At 53.0% G+C, this 23,860-nt stretch carries 21 protein-coding genes; 9 read left to right on the top strand and 12 right to left on the bottom strand.

The features are described from left to right. Positions 1-57: 57 nt before the first annotated feature. The 3 genes from MWH02_RS21995 to MWH02_RS21985 all read left to right on the top strand — a co-directional run bounded on the left by MWH02_RS21995 (position 58) and on the right by MWH02_RS21985 (position 4,273). On the top strand, positions 58-993 hold the full coding sequence (locus tag MWH02_RS21995) for a quinone oxidoreductase family protein (protein ID WP_192415281.1): 936 nt from the start codon (positions 58-60) through the stop codon (positions 991-993). A 92-nt stretch (positions 994-1,085) separates the two neighbouring features. Further along, on the top strand, positions 1,086-2,471 hold the full coding sequence (locus MWH02_RS21990) for a nucleobase:cation symporter-2 family protein (protein WP_271461466.1): 1,386 nt from the start codon (positions 1,086-1,088) through the stop codon (positions 2,469-2,471). Between the two features lie 122 nt (positions 2,472-2,593). Continuing rightward, positions 2,594-4,273 carry an AsmA family protein gene (locus MWH02_RS21985; RefSeq protein WP_271461465.1) on the top strand — a complete coding sequence of 560 codons (1,680 nt, stop codon included), beginning with the start codon at positions 2,594-2,596 and terminating at the stop codon, positions 4,271-4,273. A 92-nt stretch (positions 4,274-4,365) separates the two neighbouring features. Here the strand turns inward: MWH02_RS21985 and fabY are convergent, their stop codons facing one another. From fabY to typA, 5 genes are all read right to left on the bottom strand, one after another. Continuing rightward, positions 4,366-5,313 (bottom strand): fatty acid biosynthesis protein FabY, encoded by a 948-nt coding sequence (gene fabY, locus MWH02_RS21980; protein ID WP_101760715.1) that lies wholly within the window; start codon positions 5,311-5,313, stop codon positions 4,366-4,368. A gap of 59 nt (positions 5,314-5,372) precedes the next feature. Then, positions 5,373-5,810 carry a D-aminoacyl-tRNA deacylase gene (dtd, locus tag MWH02_RS21975; protein ID WP_271461464.1) on the bottom strand — a complete coding sequence of 146 codons (438 nt, stop codon included), beginning with the start codon at positions 5,808-5,810 and terminating at the stop codon, positions 5,373-5,375. Further along, entirely contained in the window at positions 5,807-6,679 is an 873-nt protein-coding gene (locus MWH02_RS21970; protein ID WP_101760717.1) for a virulence factor BrkB family protein, read from the bottom strand. The genes dtd and MWH02_RS21970 overlap by 4 nt, the downstream gene beginning before the upstream one ends. Beyond that, entirely contained in the window at positions 6,680-7,276 is a 597-nt protein-coding gene (yihX, locus tag MWH02_RS21965) for a glucose-1-phosphatase (protein ID WP_101760718.1), read from the bottom strand. It abuts the gene before it with no gap. Positions 7,277-7,460: 184 nt separating this feature from the next. Then, positions 7,461-9,281, bottom strand: coding sequence for a ribosome-dependent GTPase TypA (gene typA / locus MWH02_RS21960; RefSeq protein ID WP_008109794.1), 1,821 nt, complete (start codon positions 9,279-9,281; stop codon positions 7,461-7,463). Between the two features lie 439 nt (positions 9,282-9,720). Here typA and glnA point away from each other — a divergent pair, with 439 nt between their 5' ends. The 3 genes from glnA (at position 9,721) to glnG (ending at position 13,783) form a co-directional block, all read left to right on the top strand. Further along, on the top strand, positions 9,721-11,130 hold the full coding sequence (glnA, locus tag MWH02_RS21955) for a glutamate--ammonia ligase (protein ID WP_256697869.1): 1,410 nt from the start codon (positions 9,721-9,723) through the stop codon (positions 11,128-11,130). 186 nt (positions 11,131-11,316) lie between these two features. Further along, the gene (gene glnL, locus MWH02_RS21950; RefSeq protein WP_008109798.1) at positions 11,317-12,366 is read left to right on the top strand and encodes a nitrogen regulation protein NR(II); all 1,050 of its coding nucleotides are present in this window, start codon (positions 11,317-11,319) and stop codon (positions 12,364-12,366) included. 7 nt (positions 12,367-12,373) lie between these two features. After that, positions 12,374-13,783: a nitrogen regulation protein NR(I) gene (glnG, locus tag MWH02_RS21945; protein ID WP_008109800.1), complete on the top strand. Its 1,410-nt coding sequence runs from the start codon at positions 12,374-12,376 to the stop codon at positions 13,781-13,783. Between the two features lie 51 nt (positions 13,784-13,834). Here glnG and hemN read toward each other — a convergent pair whose 3' ends face one another. Together hemN and yihI are read right to left on the bottom strand one after the other, a co-directional pair. Next, complete coding sequence (gene hemN, locus MWH02_RS21940; protein ID WP_271461463.1) at positions 13,835-15,208, bottom strand: oxygen-independent coproporphyrinogen III oxidase; 1,374 nt, start codon at positions 15,206-15,208, stop codon at positions 13,835-13,837. Positions 15,209-15,444: 236 nt separating this feature from the next. Further along, positions 15,445-15,966, bottom strand: coding sequence for a Der GTPase-activating protein YihI (yihI, locus tag MWH02_RS21935; RefSeq protein ID WP_101760720.1), 522 nt, complete (start codon positions 15,964-15,966; stop codon positions 15,445-15,447). Positions 15,967-16,521: 555 nt separating this feature from the next. Between yihI and yihA the strand changes: the two genes are divergently transcribed. Next, on the top strand, positions 16,522-17,163 hold the full coding sequence (gene yihA, locus MWH02_RS21930) for a ribosome biogenesis GTP-binding protein YihA/YsxC (protein ID WP_101760721.1): 642 nt from the start codon (positions 16,522-16,524) through the stop codon (positions 17,161-17,163). Positions 17,164-17,235: 72 nt separating this feature from the next. Here the strand turns inward: yihA and spfP are convergent, their stop codons facing one another. From spfP to MWH02_RS21910, 5 genes are all read right to left on the bottom strand, one after another. Continuing rightward, positions 17,236-17,283: a small protein SpfP gene (spfP, locus tag MWH02_RS23125; protein ID WP_071892919.1), complete on the bottom strand. Its 48-nt coding sequence runs from the start codon at positions 17,281-17,283 to the stop codon at positions 17,236-17,238. Positions 17,284-17,558: 275 nt separating this feature from the next. Then, the gene (gene polA / locus MWH02_RS21925) at positions 17,559-20,351 is read right to left on the bottom strand and encodes a DNA polymerase I (RefSeq protein ID WP_271461462.1); all 2,793 of its coding nucleotides are present in this window, start codon (positions 20,349-20,351) and stop codon (positions 17,559-17,561) included. A gap of 367 nt (positions 20,352-20,718) precedes the next feature. Then, positions 20,719-21,348 (bottom strand): thiol:disulfide interchange protein DsbA, encoded by a 630-nt coding sequence (gene dsbA / locus MWH02_RS21920; RefSeq protein WP_101760723.1) that lies wholly within the window; start codon positions 21,346-21,348, stop codon positions 20,719-20,721. Positions 21,349-21,374: 26 nt separating this feature from the next. Beyond that, positions 21,375-22,361 carry a serine/threonine protein kinase gene (locus MWH02_RS21915; RefSeq protein WP_101760724.1) on the bottom strand — a complete coding sequence of 329 codons (987 nt, stop codon included), beginning with the start codon at positions 22,359-22,361 and terminating at the stop codon, positions 21,375-21,377. A gap of 46 nt (positions 22,362-22,407) precedes the next feature. Further along, a complete protein-coding gene (locus MWH02_RS21910; protein WP_101760725.1) occupies positions 22,408-22,683 on the bottom strand; it encodes a YihD family protein in 276 nt (91 codons plus the stop codon). Positions 22,684-22,755: 72 nt separating this feature from the next. Here MWH02_RS21910 and mobA point away from each other — a divergent pair, with 72 nt between their 5' ends. Then, on the top strand, positions 22,756-23,331 hold the full coding sequence (mobA, locus tag MWH02_RS21905; RefSeq protein WP_271461461.1) for a molybdenum cofactor guanylyltransferase MobA: 576 nt from the start codon (positions 22,756-22,758) through the stop codon (positions 23,329-23,331). Next, positions 23,328-23,831 carry a molybdopterin-guanine dinucleotide biosynthesis protein MobB gene (mobB, locus tag MWH02_RS21900; RefSeq protein ID WP_110868414.1) on the top strand — a complete coding sequence of 168 codons (504 nt, stop codon included), beginning with the start codon at positions 23,328-23,330 and terminating at the stop codon, positions 23,829-23,831. Before mobA ends, mobB begins: the two co-directional genes overlap by 4 nt. The last annotated feature ends 29 nt before the right edge of the window (positions 23,832-23,860 follow it).

Here is a 23,860-nt window from a genome sequence, read left to right as displayed (position 1 = left end):
AGGTAAGCCTAATGTGTGCATATTACACATAGTTCCCACTTAACTGAAGGTGAAAGCATGAAAGCAGCGATAGTTTCCGCGGCAGGTGAACTGCCCGTTTACGGTGATTTTCCTGAACCGCAAGCTGATGAAAGCCATGTGGTGGTAACAGTGAAAGCCGCCGCCGTTAGCCAGCTGGCAAAAGCACGCGCCGCCGGAACGCATTACAGCGCGGCCGCGCACTATCCCTTTATTACCGGCATTGATGGTACCGGCACGCTGAGTAATGGCGATCCGGTTTACTTCCTTGCCTTTAATGCACCTTGGGGCAGCATGGCGGAGAGAACCTTAGTGCCCGCCGACAGCATCGTTTCGTTGCCGCCGAAATTGGATCCGGTGCTGGCCGCTGCGCTGGCGAATCCGGGCATGTCATCCTGGGCGGCATTAACCCGACGCGCCCAGCTGCGCACTGGTGAAACCGTATTGATCAATGGCGCAACCGGCACGTCGGGCGGTTTAGCGGTGCGTATCGCACAGCATCTGGGTGCAGGCAAAATTATCGCCACCGGTCGTAATCGCGCCGCGCTGGATCAACTGCGCGCGCAGGGCGCCGACCTCACTTTCACGCTGGATGAATTGCCGGACGCGTTACCGGCGTTGATGAAAGAAGGTGTTGATGTGGTACTCGATTATCTGTGGGGCCAGAGCGCACTCGATATCATGCACGCCGCCGTAGCGGGCGGAGAGAAAACGGTACGCTTTGTGCAAATCGGTTCCTTAAGCGGACAGGAAATTACCCTGCACAGTAAACTGCTGCGCTCGTCCGGGCTGACATTAATGGGCAGCGGCCTCGGCAGCGTGTCGGATAAAGAGTTGATCGCCTGCATCGGCGAAATGCTGACGGCCGCCGCCGAGAGCGATTTTTCGATCGCCTTCCAGATGCGCTCGCTGAGTGACGTCGCGCTGGCGTGGCAGGAAGATGACAGCCGTTGCCGTACGGTGTTTACGCTTTAGATCAACGGAAGTAAAAAGGGGCATTGCAAACGATTGCTTTCACAACGCAACCGTTTAAAATCGCCCCTTTGTTGTAATTGAGAACGTCCACCATGTCCGTCAACACCGCTGAAACTCGCCAGCCTGCCAGCGCTGCAAGCCCGAAAAGTGAACTGATTTACCGCCTCGAAGACCGTCCACCGTTACCGCAAACCTTGTTTGCTGCCTGTCAGCATTTGCTGGCGATGTTTGTCGCGGTGATTACGCCTGCGCTGCTGATTTGCCAGGCGCTGGGTTTACCGGCACAGGACACGCAACACATCATCAGCATGTCGCTGTTTGCCTCGGGCGTGGCATCCATTCTGCAAATCAAAACCTGGGGACCCGTGGGCTCTGGCCTGTTGTCGATTCAGGGCACCAGCTTTAACTTCGTGACGCCGCTGATCATGGGCGGCATGGCGCTGAAAAATGGTGGCGTTGATGTGCCGACCATGATGGCGGCGCTGTTTGGCACGCTGATGGTGGCGTCTTGTACCGAAATGGTGCTGTCACGCGTGTTGCACCTGGCGCGCCGCATCATTACGCCGCTGGTTTCCGGCATTGTGGTGATGATTATTGGCCTGTCGCTGATTCAGGTCGGTTTGACCTCCATCGGCGGCGGCTTTGCGGCGATGAGCGATCACACGTTTGGCGCTCCGAAAAACTTGTTGCTGGCGGCTTCGGTATTGGTGGTGATTATCCTGCTTAATCGTCAGCGTAATGCTTATCTGCGCGTGGCTTCGTTGGTGATCGCGATGGCGGTAGGTTATGCGCTGGCCTGGGCGCTGGATATGCTGCCCGCCACCAGCACACCAGCCGATCAGCCGCTGATTGCCGTGCCATCGCCGCTCTACTACGGCCTGGGCTTTGACTGGAATCTGCTGATCCCGCTGATGTTGGTGTTTATGGTGACCTCGCTGGAAACCATCGGCGACATCACCGCGACTTCTGATGTTTGCGAGCAGCCGGTAAGTGGCCCGCTGTATATGAAGCGTCTGAAAGGCGGCGTGTTGGCCAACGGTCTTAACTCCTTTGTCTCAGCGCTGTTCAACACCTTCCCGAATTCCTGTTTTGGCCAGAACAACGGCGTGATTCAGCTTACCGGCGTTGCCAGCCGCTATGTAGGCTTTGTCGTGGCGCTGATGCTGATCGTGCTTGGCCTGTTCCCAGCCGTGAGTGGTTTTGTGCAGCATATTCCAGAACCGGTGCTGGGCGGTGCCACCATTGTGATGTTTGGTACCATCGCCGCATCTGGCGTGCGCATCGTTTCGCGTGAACCGCTGAATCGTCGTGCCATCATGATTATCGCGCTGTCGCTGGCGGTAGGTTTGGGCGTTTCTCAGCAGCCGCTGATTCTGCAATTTGCCCCGGACTGGCTGAAAACCCTGCTTTCATCTGGCATTGCGGCCGGTGGTATTACCGCCATCGTGCTGAACCTGATCTTCCCGCAAGAAAAGTAATCCTGCAGGCAGGCTTCGGCCTGCCTGATATTTATCCGCATTTACATCCAGGCTGTTGAGCTGTAACGGTAATTCAGGCATAACAACCACTCACCGGATAAATATCGGGATGGATGAGTGCGATGAAATTTTTAGGCAAGTTTTTCCTTACCTTACTGCTGCTAATTCTGCTGGCGCTGGTAGTGTTGTATGTGTTGCTACAAACACAATGGGGCGCAGGTTGGTTTAGCCGCTGGGTAAGCGATAAAACCGCCTGGCATCTCTCTCTCAGCAAGATTGAGCACGACTTCTCCTCCCCTTCGCATATCATTCTCGATGACTTCAGCTTTGGTCATGATGGTCAGCCCGCCGTGTTGGTGGCGAAACGCGTTGATCTTGGCCTTGCGCTGGTTCAGTTCAGCGATCCACTGCACTTCAACAGCATCGAAGTGCGCGACAGTGAAATCAATCTCGCCAATCAAGCGCCCGATACCACGCTGCCGATTCAGGCCAATCGCCTGCAGCTGAATAATGTGCGTATTGAGAATCCGCACAGCACATTGCCGATGACCGCTCAGCGCGTGAATGGTGGTCTTCTGCCGTGGAAACCGCTGCCTAACGACGTGCTGGGCAGCGATGCGCAGTTCCAGATTAGCGCTGGCACCCTGACGCTGGATGGCGTACCGGGTAACAACGTGCTGCTGCAGGGCAGTATCAAGCAACGTCGTCTGGTGCTGAGCAATATCGGCGCCGATCTGGCGCGCGGTTCGATGACCGGCAACGCCGAGCGCGATGCGCTGGGTAACTGGAAGATCGACCAACTGCGCCTCAACGATATCCGCATGCAAACCCATCAAAGCCTGAGCGACTTCCTCAATCCGCTGCGCGCTGTGCCTTCTGTGAGCATCAACCGTCTGGATATGACCGATGCACGCCTGCAAGGACCTGACTGGGCGGTGACCGATCTCGATTTAACCCTGAAAAATGTCACCCTGCGCGGCGATGATTGGGAAAGCGATGGCGGTTCTCTCTCCATGAATGCCGGGAATTTTATTAACGGTGGCTTTGAGCTCAACGATCCTATCGTCAATGCCGAATTCTCGGCGCAGGGCATCGCGCTGACGCAGTTCAGTTCGCGCTGGGTGAATGGCGTGGTGCGCGCCAGCGGCAACTGGACGCGCAGCGACAAACGTCTGATGCTGGATGAACTGGCGATCGCCGGGCTGGAATATACTTTGCCGCAAAACTGGCGTGAACGCTGGCAGCAAACCTTACCGGAATGGCTGGATAGCGTGCTAATAACCCGCGCTACCGCCAACCGTAACCTGATTATTGATATCAATCCGGCGTTCCCGTTCCAGATGACGTCACTGGATGGCAGCGCGAATAATCTGCTACTGGCGCGTCAACATCAGTGGGGAATCTGGTCCGGTAAAGCCAGCTTCAACGCGGCCGAAGCCACCTTCAATCGTACCGATCTGCGTCATCCGTCCATTGCGCTGAATGCCAACGATCAACAGATTCAGGTAACGGAATTGAGCGCCTTTAACGGCAGCGGTTTACTGGAAGGATCAGCAACGGTTGGGCAGGACGCGCAACGTCCGTTGACGCTGAATCTGAAAGGCCAGGCTGTGCCGGCAAACGTGCTGGGCAATTGGGGTTGGCCAACGCTGCAGTTGAGCGGTAACAGTAATTTACAGCTGCAGCTGAAAGGTTCGCTGAACGCCAGCGCGCCGCTGCGCCCCAGCGTGGATGGCACGTTGTCGGTAACCACCGATGCCCAAGCTGTACAGCAAACGATGCGGGGCGGGCAAGTGCAATAATTCTGTAGCGGCGCGATTCATTGCGCTCTTTTGACTTTAAAAAGCGATGCGCAATAAATTGCGCCGCTACAGTATGTAAAAAAATTGCAGGACTAATCGATACGGGCGCCGGAGCCGCCCTCTTCCAGTGCTCCGTCAGAATCGGCGGGCAGCACGATATACACACCTTCGAATACCGCGCCCAGCTCATCATCCCCAAACAGCTCCACTTCCATCTGCACGCGGGCTTTGCGGCCACGCGCCAGACGATCAAGATCGCCGCTGAGCGAGCCGAGATCGGCAATCGCGCCCGGACGGCCGCTGATCGGTTTGCTGTAGCGAATATGCGCATCCGCCAGAATAATGGTGCCACCGAGATGGCGCTCGCGCAGCAGCAGCCAAATTAAACCCCAACCGGTGAGCGTGGCGAGCGAGAACAAGCTGCCCGCAAATAGGGTGTGATGAGGATTCTGGTTGCCCGCTTCGGGCATGGTGGTAACGAATTTCTGCCCAGTATATTGCAGAATGCGCACGCCCATTTTTTCACTCAGCGGAATGTGCTCGTACCAGGCTTGTTGCAGCTGTCCGCACCAGTCGGCGCGATGCAGAATATCGTCGAGCGTCACGACCGGTTTTATCATCAGGAAGTGGCGCACTGGCGTAGTTTGCGGCGCGGTGATTTCGCCTTGGTTGACGTAGCCGAGCTTGGCAAAAAATTCGACGGCGTCTTCACGCGCGCTACAAGTGACGCGTTTTGCCCCTTCCTGACGCGCGACCGATTCCAGCGTCATCGCCACCAGCGTGCCAAGACCTTTGCCCTGCACCGAAGGATGCACGGCAAGGAAGCGAATCGCGGCTTCGTTCTCGGCATTGATGTACAGACGGCCGATTGCCACCGGTTTGCCTTGCTCATCCACCACCATTTGATGATGCGCCAGCGCATCCCAGGCATCACGCTCAGAACCCTGCGGCTGACGCAGCGGCTTTCGTAACATTTCCCAGCGGAACTGGTAATACATATCCAGCTCTTCCGCCGTTTGCGGTACGCGAAGATGATACATAAAGTGATTCTCTCGTTCGAAGCTTGCGTGGCTAAATCCTTGCCGCTCGGCTGAAACCCTCACACCTGTAACCAGAAGGTCACCGGACCATCGTTTACCAACGAAACCTGCATATTGGCGGCGAAGCGCCCGTTTGCGGTGGCCACACCCTGTGCACGGCAGCAATCGCTAAAGTATTCATAGAGGCGCTCGGCTTCCGCCGGTTCTGCGCCGCCAGAAAAAGAGGGACGCATACCTTTATTGGTATCTGCGGCGAGAGTGAATTGCGACACCACCAGCACGCTGCCACCTGCCTGCTGCACATTAAGATTCATTTTGTAATTCTCATCCGCAAAGATACGGTAGCCCAGCACGCGCTCGGTTAATCGCTGCGCTTTTTGTTCGTCATCGCCCTTTTCCACACCCAATAACACCAGCAAGCCGGCGCCAATTTCGCCCACTGTCGCGTCGTCAACGCTGACACTGGCGCGGCTGACGCGCTGAATCAAAGCAATCATGTTTCCTCACGTTCTTTTTCGCGTTCCTGCTGTTTTAGCTGGCGATAGTCATCCAGCGTGACGGTGATTTCCGCGCCTAACAACACAATACACCACGACCAATAGACCCATAGGAACAGAATGGGGATGACCGCCAGAACGCCGTAAATTAACTGATACGAAGGGAACATCGTAACATAGAGCGCAAAGCCTTTTTTACCCAGCTCGAACAGCAACCCGGCAACGATGGCGCCGATCAGTGCATCACGCGTCGGCACGCGCCGCGTCGGCACAATGCTATACAGCAGCCAGAAAGCGAGGATCGAGAGGCACAGCGGGAATATGCGCAGCAGATGATCGATCAAGCTGGTGACGCCCGTGACGTTCACCCAGCGCAGCGACAGCAGATAGGAGCTGAGCGCTAAACTTGCGCCGGCCAGCAGCGGGCCCAGTGTTAAGATCATCCAGTAAACAGCAAAGGAGTAGACCATTGGACGCGGTTTATCGCTGCGCCAGATGGCGTTCAACGCGCTGTCCACCGAATGCATCAGCAGCAGCGCGGTGACGATCAACCCCACAATGCCGACCGCCGTCATCTTATTGACGTTGGCGACAAACTGGTCAAGATAACGCTGAATCACGTCGCCCGTTGCCGGAATGAAGTTGGTAAAGATGAAGTTCTTCAACTGCACGCTGATGTCCGAGAACATCGGAAAAGCAGCAAACAGAGCGAACACCACGGCAATCAGCGGCACCAATGCCAGCAATGAGACGTAGGCGAGATTACCCGCCTGCGTCGTCATGTTGTCATCGTCAACGCGTCGCCACAGCAGTTTTACCCACAAATAAAAGGCATGCGCCGAGTGGCGCAGATGTCGATGGTTCAGCACTCAGAGACGACCCGCAAACCAGTCCGGCACAGTTTTCTCATCAACCACCAGCACGCTCTCAATGCCGAGTGCGCGCGCAGCGTCGATATTGGCCTGATTATCATCGAAAAATACCGCCTGATCGGCCTGATAACCTTCGTGCTGCAGCACATAGTTGTAGATGCGCGCTTCCGGCTTACGCATGCCGATATCCTGCGACATATAAAGATGATCGGCCGCCTGTTGAACATCGGGATATTGGGTTGGCCAGAACTCGAAGTGCAGCTGATTGGTATTGGACAGGATCACCACGCGCTCGCCATTGGCACGCAGCTTGTTCATGATCGCCAGCGTTTCCGGACGCACGCCGACAAAGACCGCCTGCCAGCCAGCGGTGAATTGCGGATAGCTCAACGCGATATCCAGCTGGTCGCAAATGCGCGCAGCAAATTCTGGATCGCTGATTTCGCCACGTTCGTGTTTCTCAAAAGCCTCATCCATGCGGAAACGACTTTGTAGCGTGGATAACGGCACGCGCCCTAAGTCGCTCCAGACGCCGAGCACACGATTGAAATCGATATCAACAATCACATTGCCTAAATCAAAGATGTACAGCATGACGCCTCTCCTTTTCGTTCCCTGGATCATTCACTTTAGCGGCAAAAGTGGGAGCTGAACAGGGACGAGGGGCGGGAAATCAGTAATCTGGAAGCGGAGGCAAACTTCATTAAGCGAGCGTTGCAGCGGGTTGCAGACATAAAAAAGCCCCGCAGGTGCGGGGCTCAATATCAGACTGTTTCGCTTACTCTTTGCTGCCGCGAGAAGAACGTTTACGATCGTTCTCGGTCAGATGACGTTTACGAATACGGACTGACAGCGGAGTCACTTCTACCAGTTCGTCATCATCGATGAACTCGATAGCCTGTTCCAGCGTCATTTTCTGCGGTGGAACCAGAGTGGTGGCTTCGTCAGTACCTGACGCACGCATGTTGGTCAGTTTCTTACCGGTCAGACAGTTTACTGTCAGATCGTTAGAACGGCTGTGAATACCGATGATCTGGCCTTCATACACTTCCGCACCGTGACCGAGGAACAGCTTGCCGCGATCCTGCAGACCGAACAGGGCGAACGCTACCGCTTTACCCTGACCGTTCGAGATCAACACGCCGTTCTGACGCTGGCCCACTTCGCCCGGACGAACATCGTCGTAGTGGCTGAAGGTGGAGTACAGCAGACCGGTACCTGAAGTCATGGTCATGAATTCGTTACGGAAGCCGATCAGACCACGGCTTGGGATCATGTAGTCGAGACGTACACGGCCTTTACCATCTGGATCCATGTTTTTCAGATCGCCTTTACGCTCACCCATCGCTTGCATCACAGAACCCTGATGGGTTTCTTCGATGTCGAGGGTCACGTTTTCGAATGGCTCCTGCTTACGGCCTTCGTGCTCGCGGAAGATAACTTTCGGACGGGATACCGCCAGCTCGAAACCTTCACGACGCATGTTTTCGATCAGAACCGACAAGTGCAGCTCACCACGACCGGAAACGCGGAACGCATCCGAATCTTCGGTTTCTTCAACGCGCAGTGCCACGTTGTGTACCAGCTCTTTGTTCAAACGCTCCAGAATCTGGCGCGAGGTCACGAACTTACCTTCTTTACCGCAGAACGGTGAGGTGTTCACGTTGAAGAACATGGTAACGGTTGGCTCATCAACGCTCAGGGCTGGCAGCGCTTCCACATTCTGCGTGTCGCAGATGGTGTCAGAGATGTTCAGCTCGCCCAGACCGGTGATGGCGATGATGTCGCCCGCTTCTGCCAGGGTACTTTCGATACGTTCCAGACCCAAGTGGCCCAGCACTTTACCGACTTTACCGTTACGGGTTTTGCCTTCGCTATCAATGATAGTGACCTGCTGGTTCGGCTTCACGGTACCGCGCTTGATGCGGCCGATGCCGATCACGCCCAGATAGTTGTTGTAGTCCAGCTGCGAGATCTGCATCTGCAGTGGCGCTTCAACTTCAACCTGAGGTGGAGAAACGTGGTCAACGATCGCCTGATACAGCGGGGTCATGTCGTCAGCCATGTCGGTATGTTCCAGACCCGCGATACCGTTCAGCGCCGAAGCGAAGATAATCGGGAAGTCCAGCTGCTCGTCAGTCGCATCCAGGTTAACGAACAGGTCAAATACCTGATCAACAACCCAATCAGGACGCGCGCCCGGACGGTCAACTTTGTTGATAACCACAATCGGCTTCAAACCATGAGCAAATGCTTTCTTGGTTACGAAGCGGGTTTGCGGCATAGGGCCATCCATCGCATCTACAACCAGCAGCACCGAATCCACCATGGACATGACGCGCTCCACTTCACCACCGAAGTCGGCGTGTCCTGGGGTATCAACGATGTTGATACGGTAGTCATTCCATTTGATGGCGGTGTTTTTTGCGAGGATGGTAATCCCACGCTCTTTCTCCAAATCGTTGGAGTCCATTACGCGCTCAGTCGCTTCGGTACGAGCATCAAAAGTACCGGACTGTTGGAGCAGCTTGTCAACCAGGGTGGTCTTACCATGGTCAACGTGCGCGATGATGGCGATGTTACGCAAATTTTCGATCACAGCTTTGCCTCAGGCATTATAGAAATAACGCGGTATTGTACACGGATTAAGCGGAAGACTGAACATGATCACAGATTTCGCCGAAAGTTTCTTATAGCGCTGGTTTTTAGCACCGTTTACGGTGCATTAATCTGCACTGTGATAGTAATTTGCACCAAATTGGTGCTTAACTTCACCTGTGGCGCACCATAACGATGCATGCAATCCATCCTGGTGCAGCCTTCGACTCACGAAAGGGCGCATTGTAGCGCCATTTTCGCCATTGTCATAAAGTTGGCACAGAATTCGCTTTATATATTTTAAGCGAAAACGACAGTTATAAAACGGTTGAAAGAGCTTGCCGAGATCTTTGGTTAGGAGTGGTCAGCAGTCGTGACACATTCCCGGCAACGAAGTTCTCTCACCATGACGATAATGACCATTTCCAGGAGAGTTGAGTATGTCCGCTGAACACGTTCTCTCGATGATGAACGAGCATGAAGTTAAGTTTGTTGACCTGCGTTTTACCGATACCAAAGGTAAAGAACAGCACGTTACTATCCCTGCTCACCAGGTTAACGCTGACTTCTTCGAAGAAGGCAAAATGTTCGATGGCTCCTCCATCGGTGGCTGGAAAGGCATTAACGAATCAGACATGGTGCTGATGCCGGATGCAACCACTGCAGTCATGGATCCGTTCTTCGAAGACTCGACCCTGATCATCCGTTGCGACATCCTTGAGCCAGGCACACTGCAGGGCTACGACCGTGACCCACGCTCCATTGCTAAGCGTGCAGAAGAGTTCCTGCGTTCTTCAGGCATCGCGGATACCGTGCTGTTTGGACCAGAGCCAGAGTTCTTCCTGTTCGATGACATCCGTTTCGGTTCTTCTACTTCAGGTTCACACGTGGCTATCGACGATATCGAAGCAGCCTGGAACACCGGTAAAGAGTACGAAGGCGGTAACAAAGGTCACCGTCCAGGTCTGAAAGGCGGTTACTTCCCAGTGCCACCGGTTGACTCAGCACAGGACATCCGTTCTGCCATGTGTCTGACCATGGAGCAGATGGGTCTGGTGGTTGAAGCACATCACCACGAAGTAGCCACAGCTGGTCAGAACGAAGTGGCAACCCGCTTCAACACCATGACCAAAAAAGCTGACGAAATTCAGATCTACAAATACGTGGTGCACAACGTTGCTCACGCGTACGGCAAAACGGCAACCTTTATGCCTAAGCCAATGTTCGGCGATAACGGTTCTGGTATGCACTGCCACATGTCTCTGTCAAAAGGCGGCGTGAACCTGTTCTCTGGCGACAAGTACGGCGGCTTGTCTGAAACTGCTCTGTTCTATATTGGCGGTATCATCAAGCACGCTAAAGCGATCAACGCCCTGGCGAACCCAACCACCAACTCCTACAAGCGTCTGGTCCCAGGCTACGAAGCGCCAGTTATGCTGGCTTACTCTGCCCGTAACCGTTCTGCTTCTATCCGTATCCCAGTGGTTGCCAGCCCGAAAGCACGTCGTATCGAAGCACGCTTCCCGGATCCAGCGGCTAACCCATACCTGGCATTCACCGCGCTGCTGATGGCCGGTCTTGATGGTGTTATCAACAAGATCCACCCTGGCGATGCGATGGACAAAAACCTGTATGACCTGCCACCGGAAGAAGAAGCTGAGATTCCAAAAGTTGCAGGTTCTCTGGAAGAAGCACTGAATGCACTGAACGAAGACCGCGAGTTCCTGACCCGTGGCGGCGTGTTCACTGATGACGCTATCGATGCATACATCGAACTGCGTAAGTCAGACGTTGACCGCGTGCGTATGACTCCGCACCCAGTTGAGTTCGAACTGTACTACAGCGTTTAATTTAAAATTTCAGCTCCCTGTTCACGCACTCTTTTTGCTGCGTGAACAGCCTGAAAGATTTTTAATTGCCGTGGAAACTTTAGCCCATCTCCGGATGGGCTTTTTTCTCCGCGCATTCATGGTTCGAAGCACAGATTTCCGTCCTGAAAGGCTATAATGCACTAAATTAGTGCAGAGGAACGCTGTATGGCAACTGGCACGCTGCCCGACGCGGGGCAGATTCTCAACTCCCTGATCAACAGTATTTTGCTGGTCGATAACGATTTAGTTATCCATTACGCCAATCCGGCGGCTCAGCAATTACTGGCGCAAAGCTCACGTAAATTGTTCGGCACGCCATTACCGGAATTAACCGGCTATTTTTCGCTGAATATTGAGGTGATGAGCGAGAGTCTCGGAGCTGGCCAGGGCTTTACCGATAGCGAAGTCACTCTCGTGGTTGATGGCCGTGCGCACATTATGTCGCTCACGGCACAGCGCTTACCGGATGGCTTTATTCTGCTGGAAATGGCGCCGATGGATAATCAACGTCGTCTTAGCCAGGAACAAATTCAGCATGCTCAGCAGGTCGCTGCCCGCGATTTGGTGCGCGGTCTGGCGCATGAGATTAAAAACCCGCTGGGAGGATTACGTGGCGCCGCGCAGCTACTGACTCGCGCGTTACCCGATCCTTCCCTGCATGAATATACGCGCATCATCATTGAGCAAGCCGACCGCCTGCGTAATCTGGTTGATCGTCTGCTTGGCCCGCAACAGCCGGGCTTGCACGTAACGCAAAGCATTCATCAGGTCGCCGAGCGCGTGGTGAATCTGGTATCAATGGAGCTGCCGGATAACGTCTCGCTGGTGCGTGATTACGACCCAAGCCTGCCGGAACTGCCGCACGATCCCGACCAGATTGAACAAGTGCTGTTGAATGTGGTGCGAAACGCGCTGCAGGCATTGGGCGATGAAGGCGGCACCATTGTGATTCGTACGCGTACCGCCTTCCAGCTCACGCTGCACGGCACGCGTTACCGCTTAGTCGCGCGTATTGATATTGAAGATGACGGCCCAGGCATTCCGGCCCAGCTACAAGATACCCTGTTCTATCCGATGGTTAGCGGACGCGAAGGCGGCACCGGTTTAGGTCTGTCCATCGCCCGTAGCCTGATCGATCAGCATTCAGGAAAAATAGAATTTAACAGTTGGCCAGGTCACACCGAATTCTCGGTTTACCTGCCTATTCGCCAGTGAGGTTTCTATGCAACGAGGGATAGTCTGGATCGTCGATGACGATAGCTCCATCCGCTGGGTGCTTGAAAGGGCACTCACTGGAGCCGGTTTGAGCTGTGCAACCTTTGACAGCGCTAACGAGGTATTGGACGCGCTCGCAAGCAAAACCCCAGACGTATTATTGTCAGACATTCGTATGCCTGGCATGGATGGACTTGCGCTGCTGAAACAGATTAAGCAGCGCCATCCGATGCTTCCGGTGATCATTATGACCGCGCACTCCGATCTGGATGCGGCCGTCAGCGCTTATCAGCAAGGTGCGTTTGATTACCTGCCAAAGCCGTTTGATATTGATGAAGCGGTCGCACTGGTTGAACGTGCGATTAGCCATTATCAGGAGCAGCAGCAGCCGCGCAATCAGCCCGTCAGCGGCCCAACCACCGACATTATCGGCGAAGCGCCGGCAATGCAGGATGTGTTCCGCATCATTGGTCGTCTTTCACGCTCCTCAATTAGCGTGCTGATCAATGGTGAATCCGGTACCGGTAAAGAGTTGGTGGCACATGCGCTGCATCGCCACAGTCCACGCGCGAAATCTCCTTTTATCGCGCTCAACATGGCGGCGATTCCCAAAGATTTGATTGAATCAGAGCTATTTGGTCACGAGAAAGGCGCGTTCACCGGTGCCAACCAGATTCGTCAGGGACGTTTTGAGCAGGCCGATGGCGGCACGCTGTTCCTTGATGAAATTGGTGATATGCCGCTTGATGTGCAAACCCGCTTATTGCGCGTATTGGCCGATGGCCAGTTTTATCGCGTTGGCGGCTATGCGCCGGTGAAAGTGGATGTGCGTATCATCGCGGCAACCCACCAGAATCTTGAGCTGCGCGTGCAGGAAGGCAAATTCCGTGAAGACTTGTTCCATCGTCTTAACGTGATCCGCGTTCATCTGCCGCCGCTGCGTGAACGACGTGAAGATATTCCGCGCCTGGCGCGTTACTTCCTGCAGGTTGCTGCACGTGAGTTAGGGGTGGAAGCGAAGATTCTGCATCCGGAAACCGAAACCGCGCTGACGCGTCTGCATTGGTCCGGTAACGTGCGCCAGCTGGAAAATACCTGTCGCTGGTTGACGGTGATGGCAGCTGGCCAGGAAGTGTTGATTCAGGATCTGCCGCCTGAACTGTTTGAATCCAGCACGCCAGACAATCCGGTGCAATCGTTGCCGGACAGCTGGGCTACTCTGCTGGCGCAGTGGGCAGATCGCGCCTTGCGTTCCGGTCATCAAAACCTGTTGTCGGAAGCACAGCCGGAGATGGAGCGCACGCTGCTCACCACCGCGCTGCGTCATACACAAGGGCACAAACAGGAAGCGGCACGCTTGCTCGGCTGGGGACGAAATACCCTGACGCGTAAGTTGAAAGAGCTGGGGATGGAATAACGCGCACGTTTTGCGTTTTGAAACCGGGGAGCGAATGGGCTCCCCGTTTTTTTATATCACTCGCGAGAATTGCTGCATGCGCACCTTTTGGCGCATATACACATCGAAGCACATACAGATGTTACGAATCAGCAACCGACCGACGCCGGTAGCGTGCAGGCTGCGACCGTGCTGCTCCACCAATCCATCCGCCACCAGCGGCGCTAACAGCGCTAAATCCTCGGCAAAATAGTGTTCAAACTCAACTGGGTATTGCGCCTCGACCGCGGCAAAATCCAGTGCGAAATTACAGATTAAGGCTTTAATCACATCGCGGCGCAAACAATCATCGTTACTCAAGGTAAGCCCGCGCCACAGCGCATTGCCGCGCTGCTCGACATCTGCGTAATAGGCTTTCAACTCTTTGTGATTTTGCGCATAGCTGTCGCCCAGCATGCTGATGGCCGACACGCCCAAACCGAGCAAATCGGTTTCGCCCTGTGTGGTGTAACCCTGAAAATTACGATGCAGTTCGCCAGCGCGTTGTGCCACCGCCAGCTCATCATCCGGACGCGCGAAGTGATCCATACCGATAAACTGATAGCCTTCGCCGGTTAAGGTGGCGATGGTTTCCTGCAGGATCTGCAGTTTCTGTGCTGCACCTGGCAGCTCCTCATCTTTAATTTTACGCTGCGCAGCGAACAGTGAAGGCATGTGCGCATAATTGAAGACGCTGAGGCGATCGGGATTGAGTGCAATAACGCGCTGTAAAGTAAAGGCGAAGCTTTCCGGCGTTTGCAGCGGTAAGCCATAAATCAGATCAAGGCTGACCGAACGGAAGCCTTGCTCACGCGCACGCTGCACCAGAGCGAAGATGGTTTCTTCATCCTGCACGCGATTCACGCGCTCCTGCACCGCTTTATTAAAGTCCTGCACGCCCATGCTCAGGCGATTAAAACCTTCCGCGCGCAGATGATCGATCATCTCCAGTTCGATTTCACGTGGATCAACCTCGATCGACATTTCGACGTCATCGGCAATCGTAAAATGCTCGCGTAGCAGCGCCACCAGCCGGCTCACCTGCTGCTGGTTGAGGAATGTCGGCGTGCCACCACCCCAGTGCAATTGAGTGACGCAGCGGCCCGCAAATAAGGGCGCACGCTGACGAATTTCCTGCTCCAGCACATCAAGGTAGCGATCGGCTTTATGCAGCTGGCGCGTCACGATTTTATTGCAGCCACAAAAATAACAAAGCCGATGGCAAAACGGGATGTGCACATACAGCGATAACGGACGATCGGGATAGCGTTGCACGGCTTGCTGAAAATCTGCCTCACCAAATTTCTCACTGAATTCGAGCGCGGTGGGATAAGAGGTATAACGTGGGCCAGCGTAGTTGTATTTTTCGATGAGGCGCTGATCCCAATCAATCTGCTGCGATGACATGCTCACTCCTTACGGTGACGTCGTCTGAGAGAGGGTCGCGTAGCTGAAGAGTGGACGAAGCGATGGGCTGAACGCCGACGTAAACGCGACTTAAGACGCGACAGGCGGCGTAGTTTAAACAATAACCAGAGCAGATAACATGTCAGCAGCAGCGCGAAAATTGATCCAGGCCAAAACATAGGTGAATACCTGTTTAGCGCGGCATGCGCGAAAACGCATGCCGATCAAAATTTGCCTTAATTACCTTTTAGCAGGCGCATCATATCTTCTTCAGCCTGCTCATCTTCCGCTTCGTCATCCAGCGCGATGCCCAGCGTTTCCATCAGCTCATCGATGCGGTCTAAGGTTTGATCCAGCCAGGCCTGATCTTCGCCACTCAAGGTTTCACCGTTTTCCAGGCGATCCAGCAGCGTATCCAGACGTTCGTCATTTTCCAGCTTCGCCAGCTCTTCTTGCGGCGTCAGGCGAACTTTTTCTGCTTTTGGCTTTGGTTTCGCTTCAGGCTTTTTTGCCGGCTGGGTTTTACCATCAGCAACTAATGCGATCGGCTTTTTGCTGCCCAGGCGTGGATCCTGAGCTTTTTTACCCTGACCTTTGCCAGCGGCTTGCGTTTCAGGATTGGCGCGGCTGCCAGATTTATGGCCGCTATGTTTTTTATCGCGTTTGCGATCGCGCGCTTCCTGATTAAGGTCTTCACGCGATTTGCGTTTGGCTTTCGCAGCAGGTTTGCCACGCGGGGCTGATGCAGGTTGCTTCATGGTGTCCGGTCTCGGCGGTGCTTTGTGAGTTCAGTATAGAATTGCGGCGAAATCTAGCAGAAAGTAAGCAAAGAAAAAAGGCGATAGCCTATGCTATCGCCTTTTATCGCACCTTCATATGAAGGAAACACTGAATAAATCCTTTACGGCTCACAACGTCCCGGTTGCTCCATCGCCACATCGCTCCTGCGATTAATCCCTGTCCTTGTTCGATTCCTGCCTGAATCGCTTCCCGCCATGCTCTTGGTCATCCCCGACACTCCTGAGCTCATCATCCTGATGGGTGCTGCCGTGCACTGACAACAAATGTAGACTAATAGGTAAAATGAACAAGTGAGACTTGTCTCTATTTTAGAGTGGCATTTCCTGAGGTCATTTCAAATCATTGAAATATAACATCTAAATGGATTGTTAATATTCAATGAAGCGGTAATCGCTGGCAGTAAAAATCATAGATCTCTTACAAAATGGCGCATTTGGACGCTATCGGGCACTTTTGCGCCATTACAGGTATAATCAGCCCAATTGCCCGATTCATTTTGCTGGAGTTTCACTTTGTCTGCTTTGAACTATCACATGACCCATTTCATGCTCAGCGCCCCCGATATTCGCCACTTACCGGCGGATGTGGGTATTGAAGTTGCTTTTGCCGGGCGCTCGAATGCAGGTAAATCCAGCGCGCTTAACACCATCACTAACCAAAAAGGTCTGGCCCGTACCAGTAAAACGCCAGGTCGTACTCAGCTGATTAACCTGTTTGAAGTGGTTGAAGGTAAATGTCTGGTCGATTTACCCGGTTATGGCTATGCCCAGGTTCCGGAAGAGATGAAGCGCAAATGGCAGCGCTCGCTGGCGGAATATTTGCAAAAACGTCAGGCGCTGAAGGGTCTGGTGGTATTGATGGATATTCGCCATCCGCTGAAAGACCTCGATCAGAACATGATTGAATGGGCCGTGCAGAGCCAGATTCCCGTGCTGGTCTTACTGACCAAAGCCGACAAACTGGCATCCGGCGCACGTAAAGCACAGCTGACGATGGTGCGCGAAGCGTCGCTGGCCTTTAACGGTGATGTGCAGGTGGAAATGTTCTCGTCGCTGAAGAAGATGGGCGTTGATATTGTGCGTAAGAAGCTGGACAGCTGGTTTAGCGAACTAGAGCCAGCGCAAGAAGGCGACGGCGAAGAAACAGCAGAGTGATTTTGTTGCGGCTTCTGAGAAAAAGCCCAATAAAAAACGCCCCAGTCATAAATGACTGGGGCGGCTAAATATTCAGCCAAATCCGATTACGTGAAGTAAAAGGTCTGAAAGATAGAACATCTTACCTCTGTACCCTACGCGACAAACTCTACCTGATTTTCAGCGCCCTACAAAGGGTTTTTTGTTGTTAAGTTTCAGGATTCGACATCTTTTTTACTAAGCTCATCACACTTTCACGCGTTCGATGTAGTTTAATTACTAAAAAAATGCTTAGACGATAGGCAGTTACAAAACGCGCATTTAATAGACCGCTTTGTGAGGTTGCTGAACCGATTAAGTAAACTTTTTTCTTATGATGATGCCAGCGGCACGCAAATACCGCTGAATCAGCGTGATCAGTGTGCCTCATCCCAGTTATCGCCGGTGCCTACTTCCACCTGCAGCGGCACATCCAGCTTCATGCTGTTCTCCATCAGATCACGGATGGTCTTAATGGCGCTATCCACTGCATCGCTGCGGATCTCAAACACCAGTTCATCGTGTACCTGCATAATCATGCGCACGGCATCGTCTTTTTGCTCCAACAGCCAGCCATCCACCGCAATCATCGCGCGTTTGATGATGTCTGCTGCCGTGCCTTGCATTGGGGCATTAATCGCCGCTCGCTCCGCCGCTTTACGACGAATCGCATTGCTGGAGGTGATATCAGGCAGCCACAAACGACGACCATCGAGCGTTTCTACATAGCCTTTCTCTGCTGCCTTCGCGCGCGTCTCTTCCATATAACGCAGCACGCCCGGATAGCGTTCAAAGTAGAGATCCATGTATTTCTTCGCCTCACCCGCACCGATATTGAGCTGGCGGGAAAGACCAAACGCGCTCATTCCGTAGATCAGACCAAAGTTGATCGCCTTGGCACTGCGACGCTGCTCACCTGAAACTTTGCTTAACGCCACACCAAACACTTCTGATGCGGTGGCACGGTGGATATCTTCGCCCTGGGCAAACGCATCCAGCAGGCCTTTGTCTTGCGACAGATGCGCCATGATACGCAGTTCAATCTGTGAGTAGTCCGCGGCGACAATACGATTGCCCGATCCGGCGACAAACGCCTGGCGGATTCGGCGCCCTTCTTCGTTGCGCACCGGGATATTCTGCAGGTTAGGATCGGTAGACGAGAGTCGTCCCGTCGCCGTTACCGCCTGATGATAGGATGTATGTACGCGGCCGGTAAGCGGATTGATCATCAGTGGCAGCTTATCGGTGTAAGTCGATTTCAACTTTGATAAACCACGATGTTCCAGAATTACTTTAGGCAGTGGATAATCGAGAGCCAGTTCAGCCAGCACTTCTTCGCTGGTCGACGGCGCGCCGCCCGGCGTTTTCTTGGTCGGTTTAATACCCTGCTTTTCAAACAAAATGGTTTGCAGCTGTTTAGGTGAAGAAAGGTTAAACGGTTCGCCTGCCAGCTCGTGCGCCTTCAGCTCCAGCTCGGCCACACGCGTGGTCAGCTCCTGCGAGTGTTTCGCCAGGATATTCTGGTCAATCAGCACGCCGTTGCGCTCAATCCGCGATATCACCTTCAACAACGGCATTTCGATCTCTTCAAATACCTGTTTCGGCCCCGCTTCCGGCTCCAGTTTCTCCCACATTTTCAGATGCAATTGCAGCGTGACATCGGCATCTTCCGCCGCGTAGTGGCCCGCTTGTTCGATAGCAATCTGATTAAATGTGAGCTGATTTTTGCCTTTACCCGCGATCTCTTCGAAAGTCACCGTTTTATGGTTTAGCCAGCGCGCGGCCAGACTGTCCATATCGTGTTTTCCGCCCACGCTATTCAGGCAATAAGATTCCAGCATGGTGTCAAATTTGATGCCGTTCAGTTCAATGTCGTAATTCTTCAGCACGCCGCGATCGTATTTGAGATTCTGACCAACCTTCGCCGCGTTACCATCCTCCAGCAGCGGTTTTAGCTGCTTCAGCACTTCGCTGCGATCCAGCTGATCTGGCGCATCCAGATAATCATGGGCAACCGGCAGATAAGCTGCTTCGCCCGGCGCGACGGCAAAACCAATGCCGACAATATTGGCGCTTAAGGTATCCAGCGAGTCGGTCTCAAGATCGAAAGCGAAGAGCTCGGCGCTTTTCAGCTTTTTGAGCCATGCGGCAAATGTCGCTTCATCGAGGATAGTGACGTAGCCATCCGCAGAGAGCACGCTGGTCGCTTCGGCAGCGGGCGCAGCAGGTTCGCTGAGCTGCGGTTTCTTAGCCTGCGCGTTGCTCTTCTTACCTTGTTGCAGCCATGAACCATCCTGCAAATCGGTAATCCAGCGCTTAAATTCATAACGGCTAAACAAGGTTTGCAGCGCTTCGACATTAGGTTCATTGACGACAAGCTCATCGCAGGTCAGATCCAACTCAACGTCGGTTTTGATGGTTGCCAGCTGATAAGACAGGAACGCGACGTCGCGATTTTGCTCCAGCTTCGCCGCCATGGTTTTCGCACCGCGGAACGAGAGATCGGCCACTTTATCGAGATTGTCATAGATTGACTGCATACCGCCCAAGCCTTGCAGCAACGCCTGCGCGGTTTTCTCACCGACTCCCGGCACGCCTGGAATGTTATCGGAGCTGTCGCCCATCATGGCGAGGAAATCGATAATCAGTGCTGGCGGCACGCCATATTTCTGCTCGACCTCTTCCGGACCGAGCACGGTATTCGTCATGGTGTTGATCAAGGTGATCGCAGGCGTCACTAACTGCGCCATATCTTTATCGCCGGTGCTGATCAACACCGGACGGCCGAGTTTTTCCGCCTCTAGCGCCAGCGTACCGATAACGTCATCCGCCTCAACGCCAGATACCGCCAACAGCGGCAGGCCCATCGCCTTCACCATTTCATGCAGCGGCTCAATCTGCGCACGCAGATCGTCTGGCATCGGCGGACGGTGCGATTTGTAGTGTTCAAAAAGCTCATCGCGGAAGGTTTTGCCTTTCGCATCGAAGACCACAGCCACATGGCTTGGCTGATACTGCATCAACAGGCTTTTCAACATGTTGAGCACACCATACATGGCGCCAGTTGGCTCGCCTGCACTGTTCGTTAGCGGCGGAAAGGCATGATATGCACGGTACAGATAAGATGAGCCGTCGACCAGAATCAGGGGATTTTCTGCAATTTGCGCCATAGGTTCGTATTTTCTTCGTTGCGATAATGAGGGCTATAAGGATGCCACAACCAGAGGAGAATGTTGAATGCACTCGGGGAAGTCAGGATCTTTTTCGTCGTTACGCGGCACGGATCGCAAGGATCAAACTGTGGATAAGTTTGTGCGTAAAAATCATAACGTATTGTTATTTACGTTAATTGCAATTACTTTAATATTAAAAATTCATTTATATCAGCAAGTTAAATACTTATTGTGATCTTGCTCGCCCCAATGAAAAGACGATCGTCCATGTGGATATTAAGCGAAGGGTTAATAAATACATCGCACAAATAAGAGAATGAAGGCAATAAAAAACGCCGGCAGTACCGGCGTTCTAAAAACTAAATTACTTCTTTTCTACCAGGAACTTCACTACATTGGCGTAATCAGCAACGAAGTTGTCCATTGAGCTGGTATCCAGGCCGCCGTTGTTAACCATATATTTGCCGTTAACGAAGATCGCTGGCACACCTTGCAGATTGACGTCTGCTGCTGCTTTCTGCTGCTGCGCAACCAGCGCTTTTACTGCGAAGCTATTCCACGCTGCATCGTAATCTTCTGAAGAGATACCCGCTGCTTTAATAAAAGTCTCTTTCAGGCTTGCTGCATCGGTAACGGTTTGGGTTTTCTGAATACCGTCGAAAATCGGTGCAGTAACTTTGCTTTCTACGCCTAGCGCCATGGCAACAGCCCATGCCTGAGTGACAACCGGACCGAATTGACCACCAAGGAAATCAACGTGGTATTTGGTCACTTTCGTGTCCGCCGGCAGGTTCTTTTTCACTGCCTCGCTCACGTGATAAACGCGTTCGAACTGGTAGCAATGTGGGCAGAAGAAGGAGAAGAACTCCAGAACCTGCGGCTCACCCGCCACTGGCTTTGGCAACGTAACGAACTGCTTACCATCGTTAAACTGTGCCGCCGAGGCGCCAAATGCCAGCATTAAACCTACCAGCGCAAACATGATCTTTTTCATCGTGAAACAATCTCCTGAGTACTTCATTAATATTGCGGGCTAAGCTGCAACGGCGGTTCGTGTAACAGCCTTTCCTGCTCGATAAATAATGCAATCTGCCGGCGCCAAAAATCCTCATCTGTCATCCAGGGGAAGGCGCGCGGAAAAGCGGGATCCTGCCAGCGGCGTACTACCCAGGCCAAATAATAAACCATGCGCATAGCGCGTAAAGGTTCAATCAGTGACAATTCATGTAAATCAAAATCACCGAATTCATTATAGGCTTCCAGCAAAATGTCCCATTGAATCAATTGTTCCTGTCGATCGCCATTAACCAGCATCCATAAATCCTGCACTGCTGGCCCGTTACGGGCATCATCAAGATCGACAAACATCGGGCCTTCACGCCACAGAATATTGCCGGGATGGCAATCGCCGTGCAACCTTAACGGCTGCCAATGGCTATGCCAGCGCTGCTGCAGCGTCGCGCTGAGCTTATCAACGGCAGCAAGCAGTAAGTCTTTAAGTGAAGCCGGTACTAACGCGCTTTGTTCCAGCTCCCGACGCGGTTGAAAAATATACTCTTCAAGGCCGAAAGTGGGTCGCTGCTGAAACAGGCTTTGCTTTGCGGTTTGATGGATGCGCCCCAGAAAGCGGCCAACCCATTCCATCTGATCCTCGTTATCGGTTTCATACTGCCGTCCGCCTAAACTGGGGAAGACCGCGTACATGAAGCCGGCATGATGATTCAACGTGCTGCCCTGCAGAACGAGCGGCGCGGCAACCGGCACTTCATCCTCTAATAAATCCTGAGTGAACTGATGCTCTTCAAGGATCTGTTGTGCGCTCCAGCGCTGCGGACGATAAAACTTAGCCACATAGCGGCGTTTATCATCGTCGCTGAACTGATAGACGCGGTTTTCATAGCTATTGAGGGCGGTTAAGCCTGATTCGACACGCAGACCCGCATCCCAAAGTGCATCAAGGATGACATCGGGATTCAACGTCTGGAAATTAAAGGCGGCTTCGCTCATCTTTTTGCCTGTGTGTTACCTTTGCGATTAATGCGCAAGGATAACATTACTCATCATCCTTAATCACACCGCGTGCACGTAATAGCGCGGTCTTGAAGTCCACTTCATAATCCTTTTTCAGGCCGGGAATGGCACTCTGGCTATCTGTGTCACGCATTTTGAGATGGTAAATCAATACATCATCGGTTAATTCACTTAATGGGCCACTGAAACCAGATTCCTGCGCCAGTTTTTGCAAAAATGCCAGCAAGTTGAGATCGGCATCCTTCTGCCATGCGGGTTGCAGAAGCTCGAGCAGTTCATTGAGTCGGTGATATTTCATCATTGATTCCTTTATGCAGATGGTACGCTGCCGCTCAGTAAGTATCGTCCAGAATGAAGCAAGGAGACGAATATGACAGCATTTACCGGCGTGATCCTCGCGGGTGGCCAAGGCACTCGGGTGGGAGGCCAGGATAAGGGGTTATTGATGTTACAGGGTGAACCCCTTTATCAGCACGTTTTGCGGCGATTCCGGCCGCAGGTCAATATTGTGTTGATAAGCGCTAACCGTAACATTGATCGCTATCAGGCAAGCGGTTGTCAGGTGGTTATCGATACATTGCCCGATTATCCCGGACCGCTGGCCGGCATGCTCAGTGGTTTACGCAGCAGTAAAAACGAATGGGTCGCTTTCTGCGCTTGTGATACGCCATGGATCCCCAATGACTTTGTCGCGCGTCTGTGGCAACAGCGTAATGATGCGCCCGCTGTGTGGGTGAAATCCTCCCAGCGTGATCATCCAGCTTTAGCGCTGGTCAATTGTGCATTGGCTGACGATCTTGAAACCTGGCTACTGCGCGGCGAGCGACGTTTAATGCAGTTCTTACATGAGCATGGCGGGCATGCTATTGCGTTTTCAGACCCAGAATCTGCGTTCCGCAATATCAATACGCCAGACGATCTCATGAATGAGGAAAAGTATTTATGAGTGTGCGCTTACTGGCGATTTCCGCATGGAGCGGGACAGGAAAAACCACTTTGCTTGAGCAAGTCATTCCACTTCTCAAAACTCAGGGGATTCGATCAGGCTTAATTAAGCACACACATCATCAGATGGATATCGATACGCCGGGGAAAGACAGTTATTTGCTGCGCAAAGCTGGGGCGGATCAGGTGATCGTCGCCAGTAATCAGCGCTGGGCATTGATGGTTGAATCACCTAATAAGCCTTTAAGCCTAATGCAATTAGCATCACAGATGGATAGCTCAACGTTGGATCTGGTGCTGGTCGAGGGCTTCAAAGATGAGCCGGTCCCCAAAATTGCACTTTGGCGGCGTGGCGTTAAAGGTGAGATTAAGGATTTGCTGGATCAGTATGTGATTGCCGTCGCTACTGATGAGGATATGGAACTGAATTTGCCCATATTGGATATTAATCAGCCAATGCAGGTTGCCGATTTTATTGTTCAGTGGCTTAAAAAGCGTTGAAATAGCCAGTTTTTAGCTAACATTCAGAC

Origin of the sequence: Pantoea leporis (genome assembly GCF_028048155.1) — a bacterium.
In the GTDB taxonomy this organism is placed as follows: domain Bacteria; phylum Pseudomonadota; class Gammaproteobacteria; order Enterobacterales; family Enterobacteriaceae; genus Pantoea; species Pantoea leporis.
The sequence above is the reverse complement of the archived record's forward strand: the minus strand, read 5'-3'. Positions and strand labels throughout refer to the sequence as shown.

What these genes read in the sequence shown, in the direction of transcription:
- fabY (WP_101760715.1), bottom strand. Translation starts at nt 5,313, where the DNA reads ATGTATCATCTTCGCGTACCGCAAACGGCGGAAGAGCTGGATATGTAT.
- yihX (WP_101760718.1), bottom strand. Translation starts at nt 7,276, where the DNA reads ATGCTGTACATCTTTGATTTAGGCAATGTGATTGTTGATATCGATTTC.
- yihI (WP_101760720.1), bottom strand. Translation starts at nt 15,966, where the DNA reads ATGAAGCAACCTGCATCAGCCCCGCGTGGCAAACCTGCTGCGAAAGCC.
- MWH02_RS21915 (WP_101760724.1), bottom strand. Translation starts at nt 22,361, where the DNA reads ATGAGCGAAGCCGCCTTTAATTTCCAGACGTTGAATCCCGATGTCATC.
- mobA (WP_271461461.1), top strand. Translation starts at nt 22,756, where the DNA reads ATGACAGCATTTACCGGCGTGATCCTCGCGGGTGGCCAAGGCACTCGG.
- dtd (WP_271461464.1), bottom strand. Translation starts at nt 5,810, where the DNA reads ATGATTGCTTTGATTCAGCGCGTCAGCCGCGCCAGTGTCAGCGTTGAC.
- MWH02_RS21995 (WP_192415281.1), top strand. Translation starts at nt 58, where the DNA reads ATGAAAGCAGCGATAGTTTCCGCGGCAGGTGAACTGCCCGTTTACGGT.
- MWH02_RS21990 (WP_271461466.1), top strand. Translation starts at nt 1,086, where the DNA reads ATGTCCGTCAACACCGCTGAAACTCGCCAGCCTGCCAGCGCTGCAAGC.
- hemN (WP_271461463.1), bottom strand. Translation starts at nt 15,208, where the DNA reads ATGTCATCGCAGCAGATTGATTGGGATCAGCGCCTCATCGAAAAATAC.
- MWH02_RS21910 (WP_101760725.1), bottom strand. Translation starts at nt 22,683, where the DNA reads ATGAAATATCACCGACTCAATGAACTGCTCGAGCTTCTGCAACCCGCA.
- dsbA (WP_101760723.1), bottom strand. Translation starts at nt 21,348, where the DNA reads ATGAAAAAGATCATGTTTGCGCTGGTAGGTTTAATGCTGGCATTTGGC.
- glnL (WP_008109798.1), top strand. Translation starts at nt 11,317, where the DNA reads ATGGCAACTGGCACGCTGCCCGACGCGGGGCAGATTCTCAACTCCCTG.
- polA (WP_271461462.1), bottom strand. Translation starts at nt 20,351, where the DNA reads ATGGCGCAAATTGCAGAAAATCCCCTGATTCTGGTCGACGGCTCATCT.
- glnG (WP_008109800.1), top strand. Translation starts at nt 12,374, where the DNA reads ATGCAACGAGGGATAGTCTGGATCGTCGATGACGATAGCTCCATCCGC.
- mobB (WP_110868414.1), top strand. Translation starts at nt 23,328, where the DNA reads ATGAGTGTGCGCTTACTGGCGATTTCCGCATGGAGCGGGACAGGAAAA.
- MWH02_RS21985 (WP_271461465.1), top strand. Translation starts at nt 2,594, where the DNA reads ATGAAATTTTTAGGCAAGTTTTTCCTTACCTTACTGCTGCTAATTCTG.
- glnA (WP_256697869.1), top strand. Translation starts at nt 9,721, where the DNA reads ATGTCCGCTGAACACGTTCTCTCGATGATGAACGAGCATGAAGTTAAG.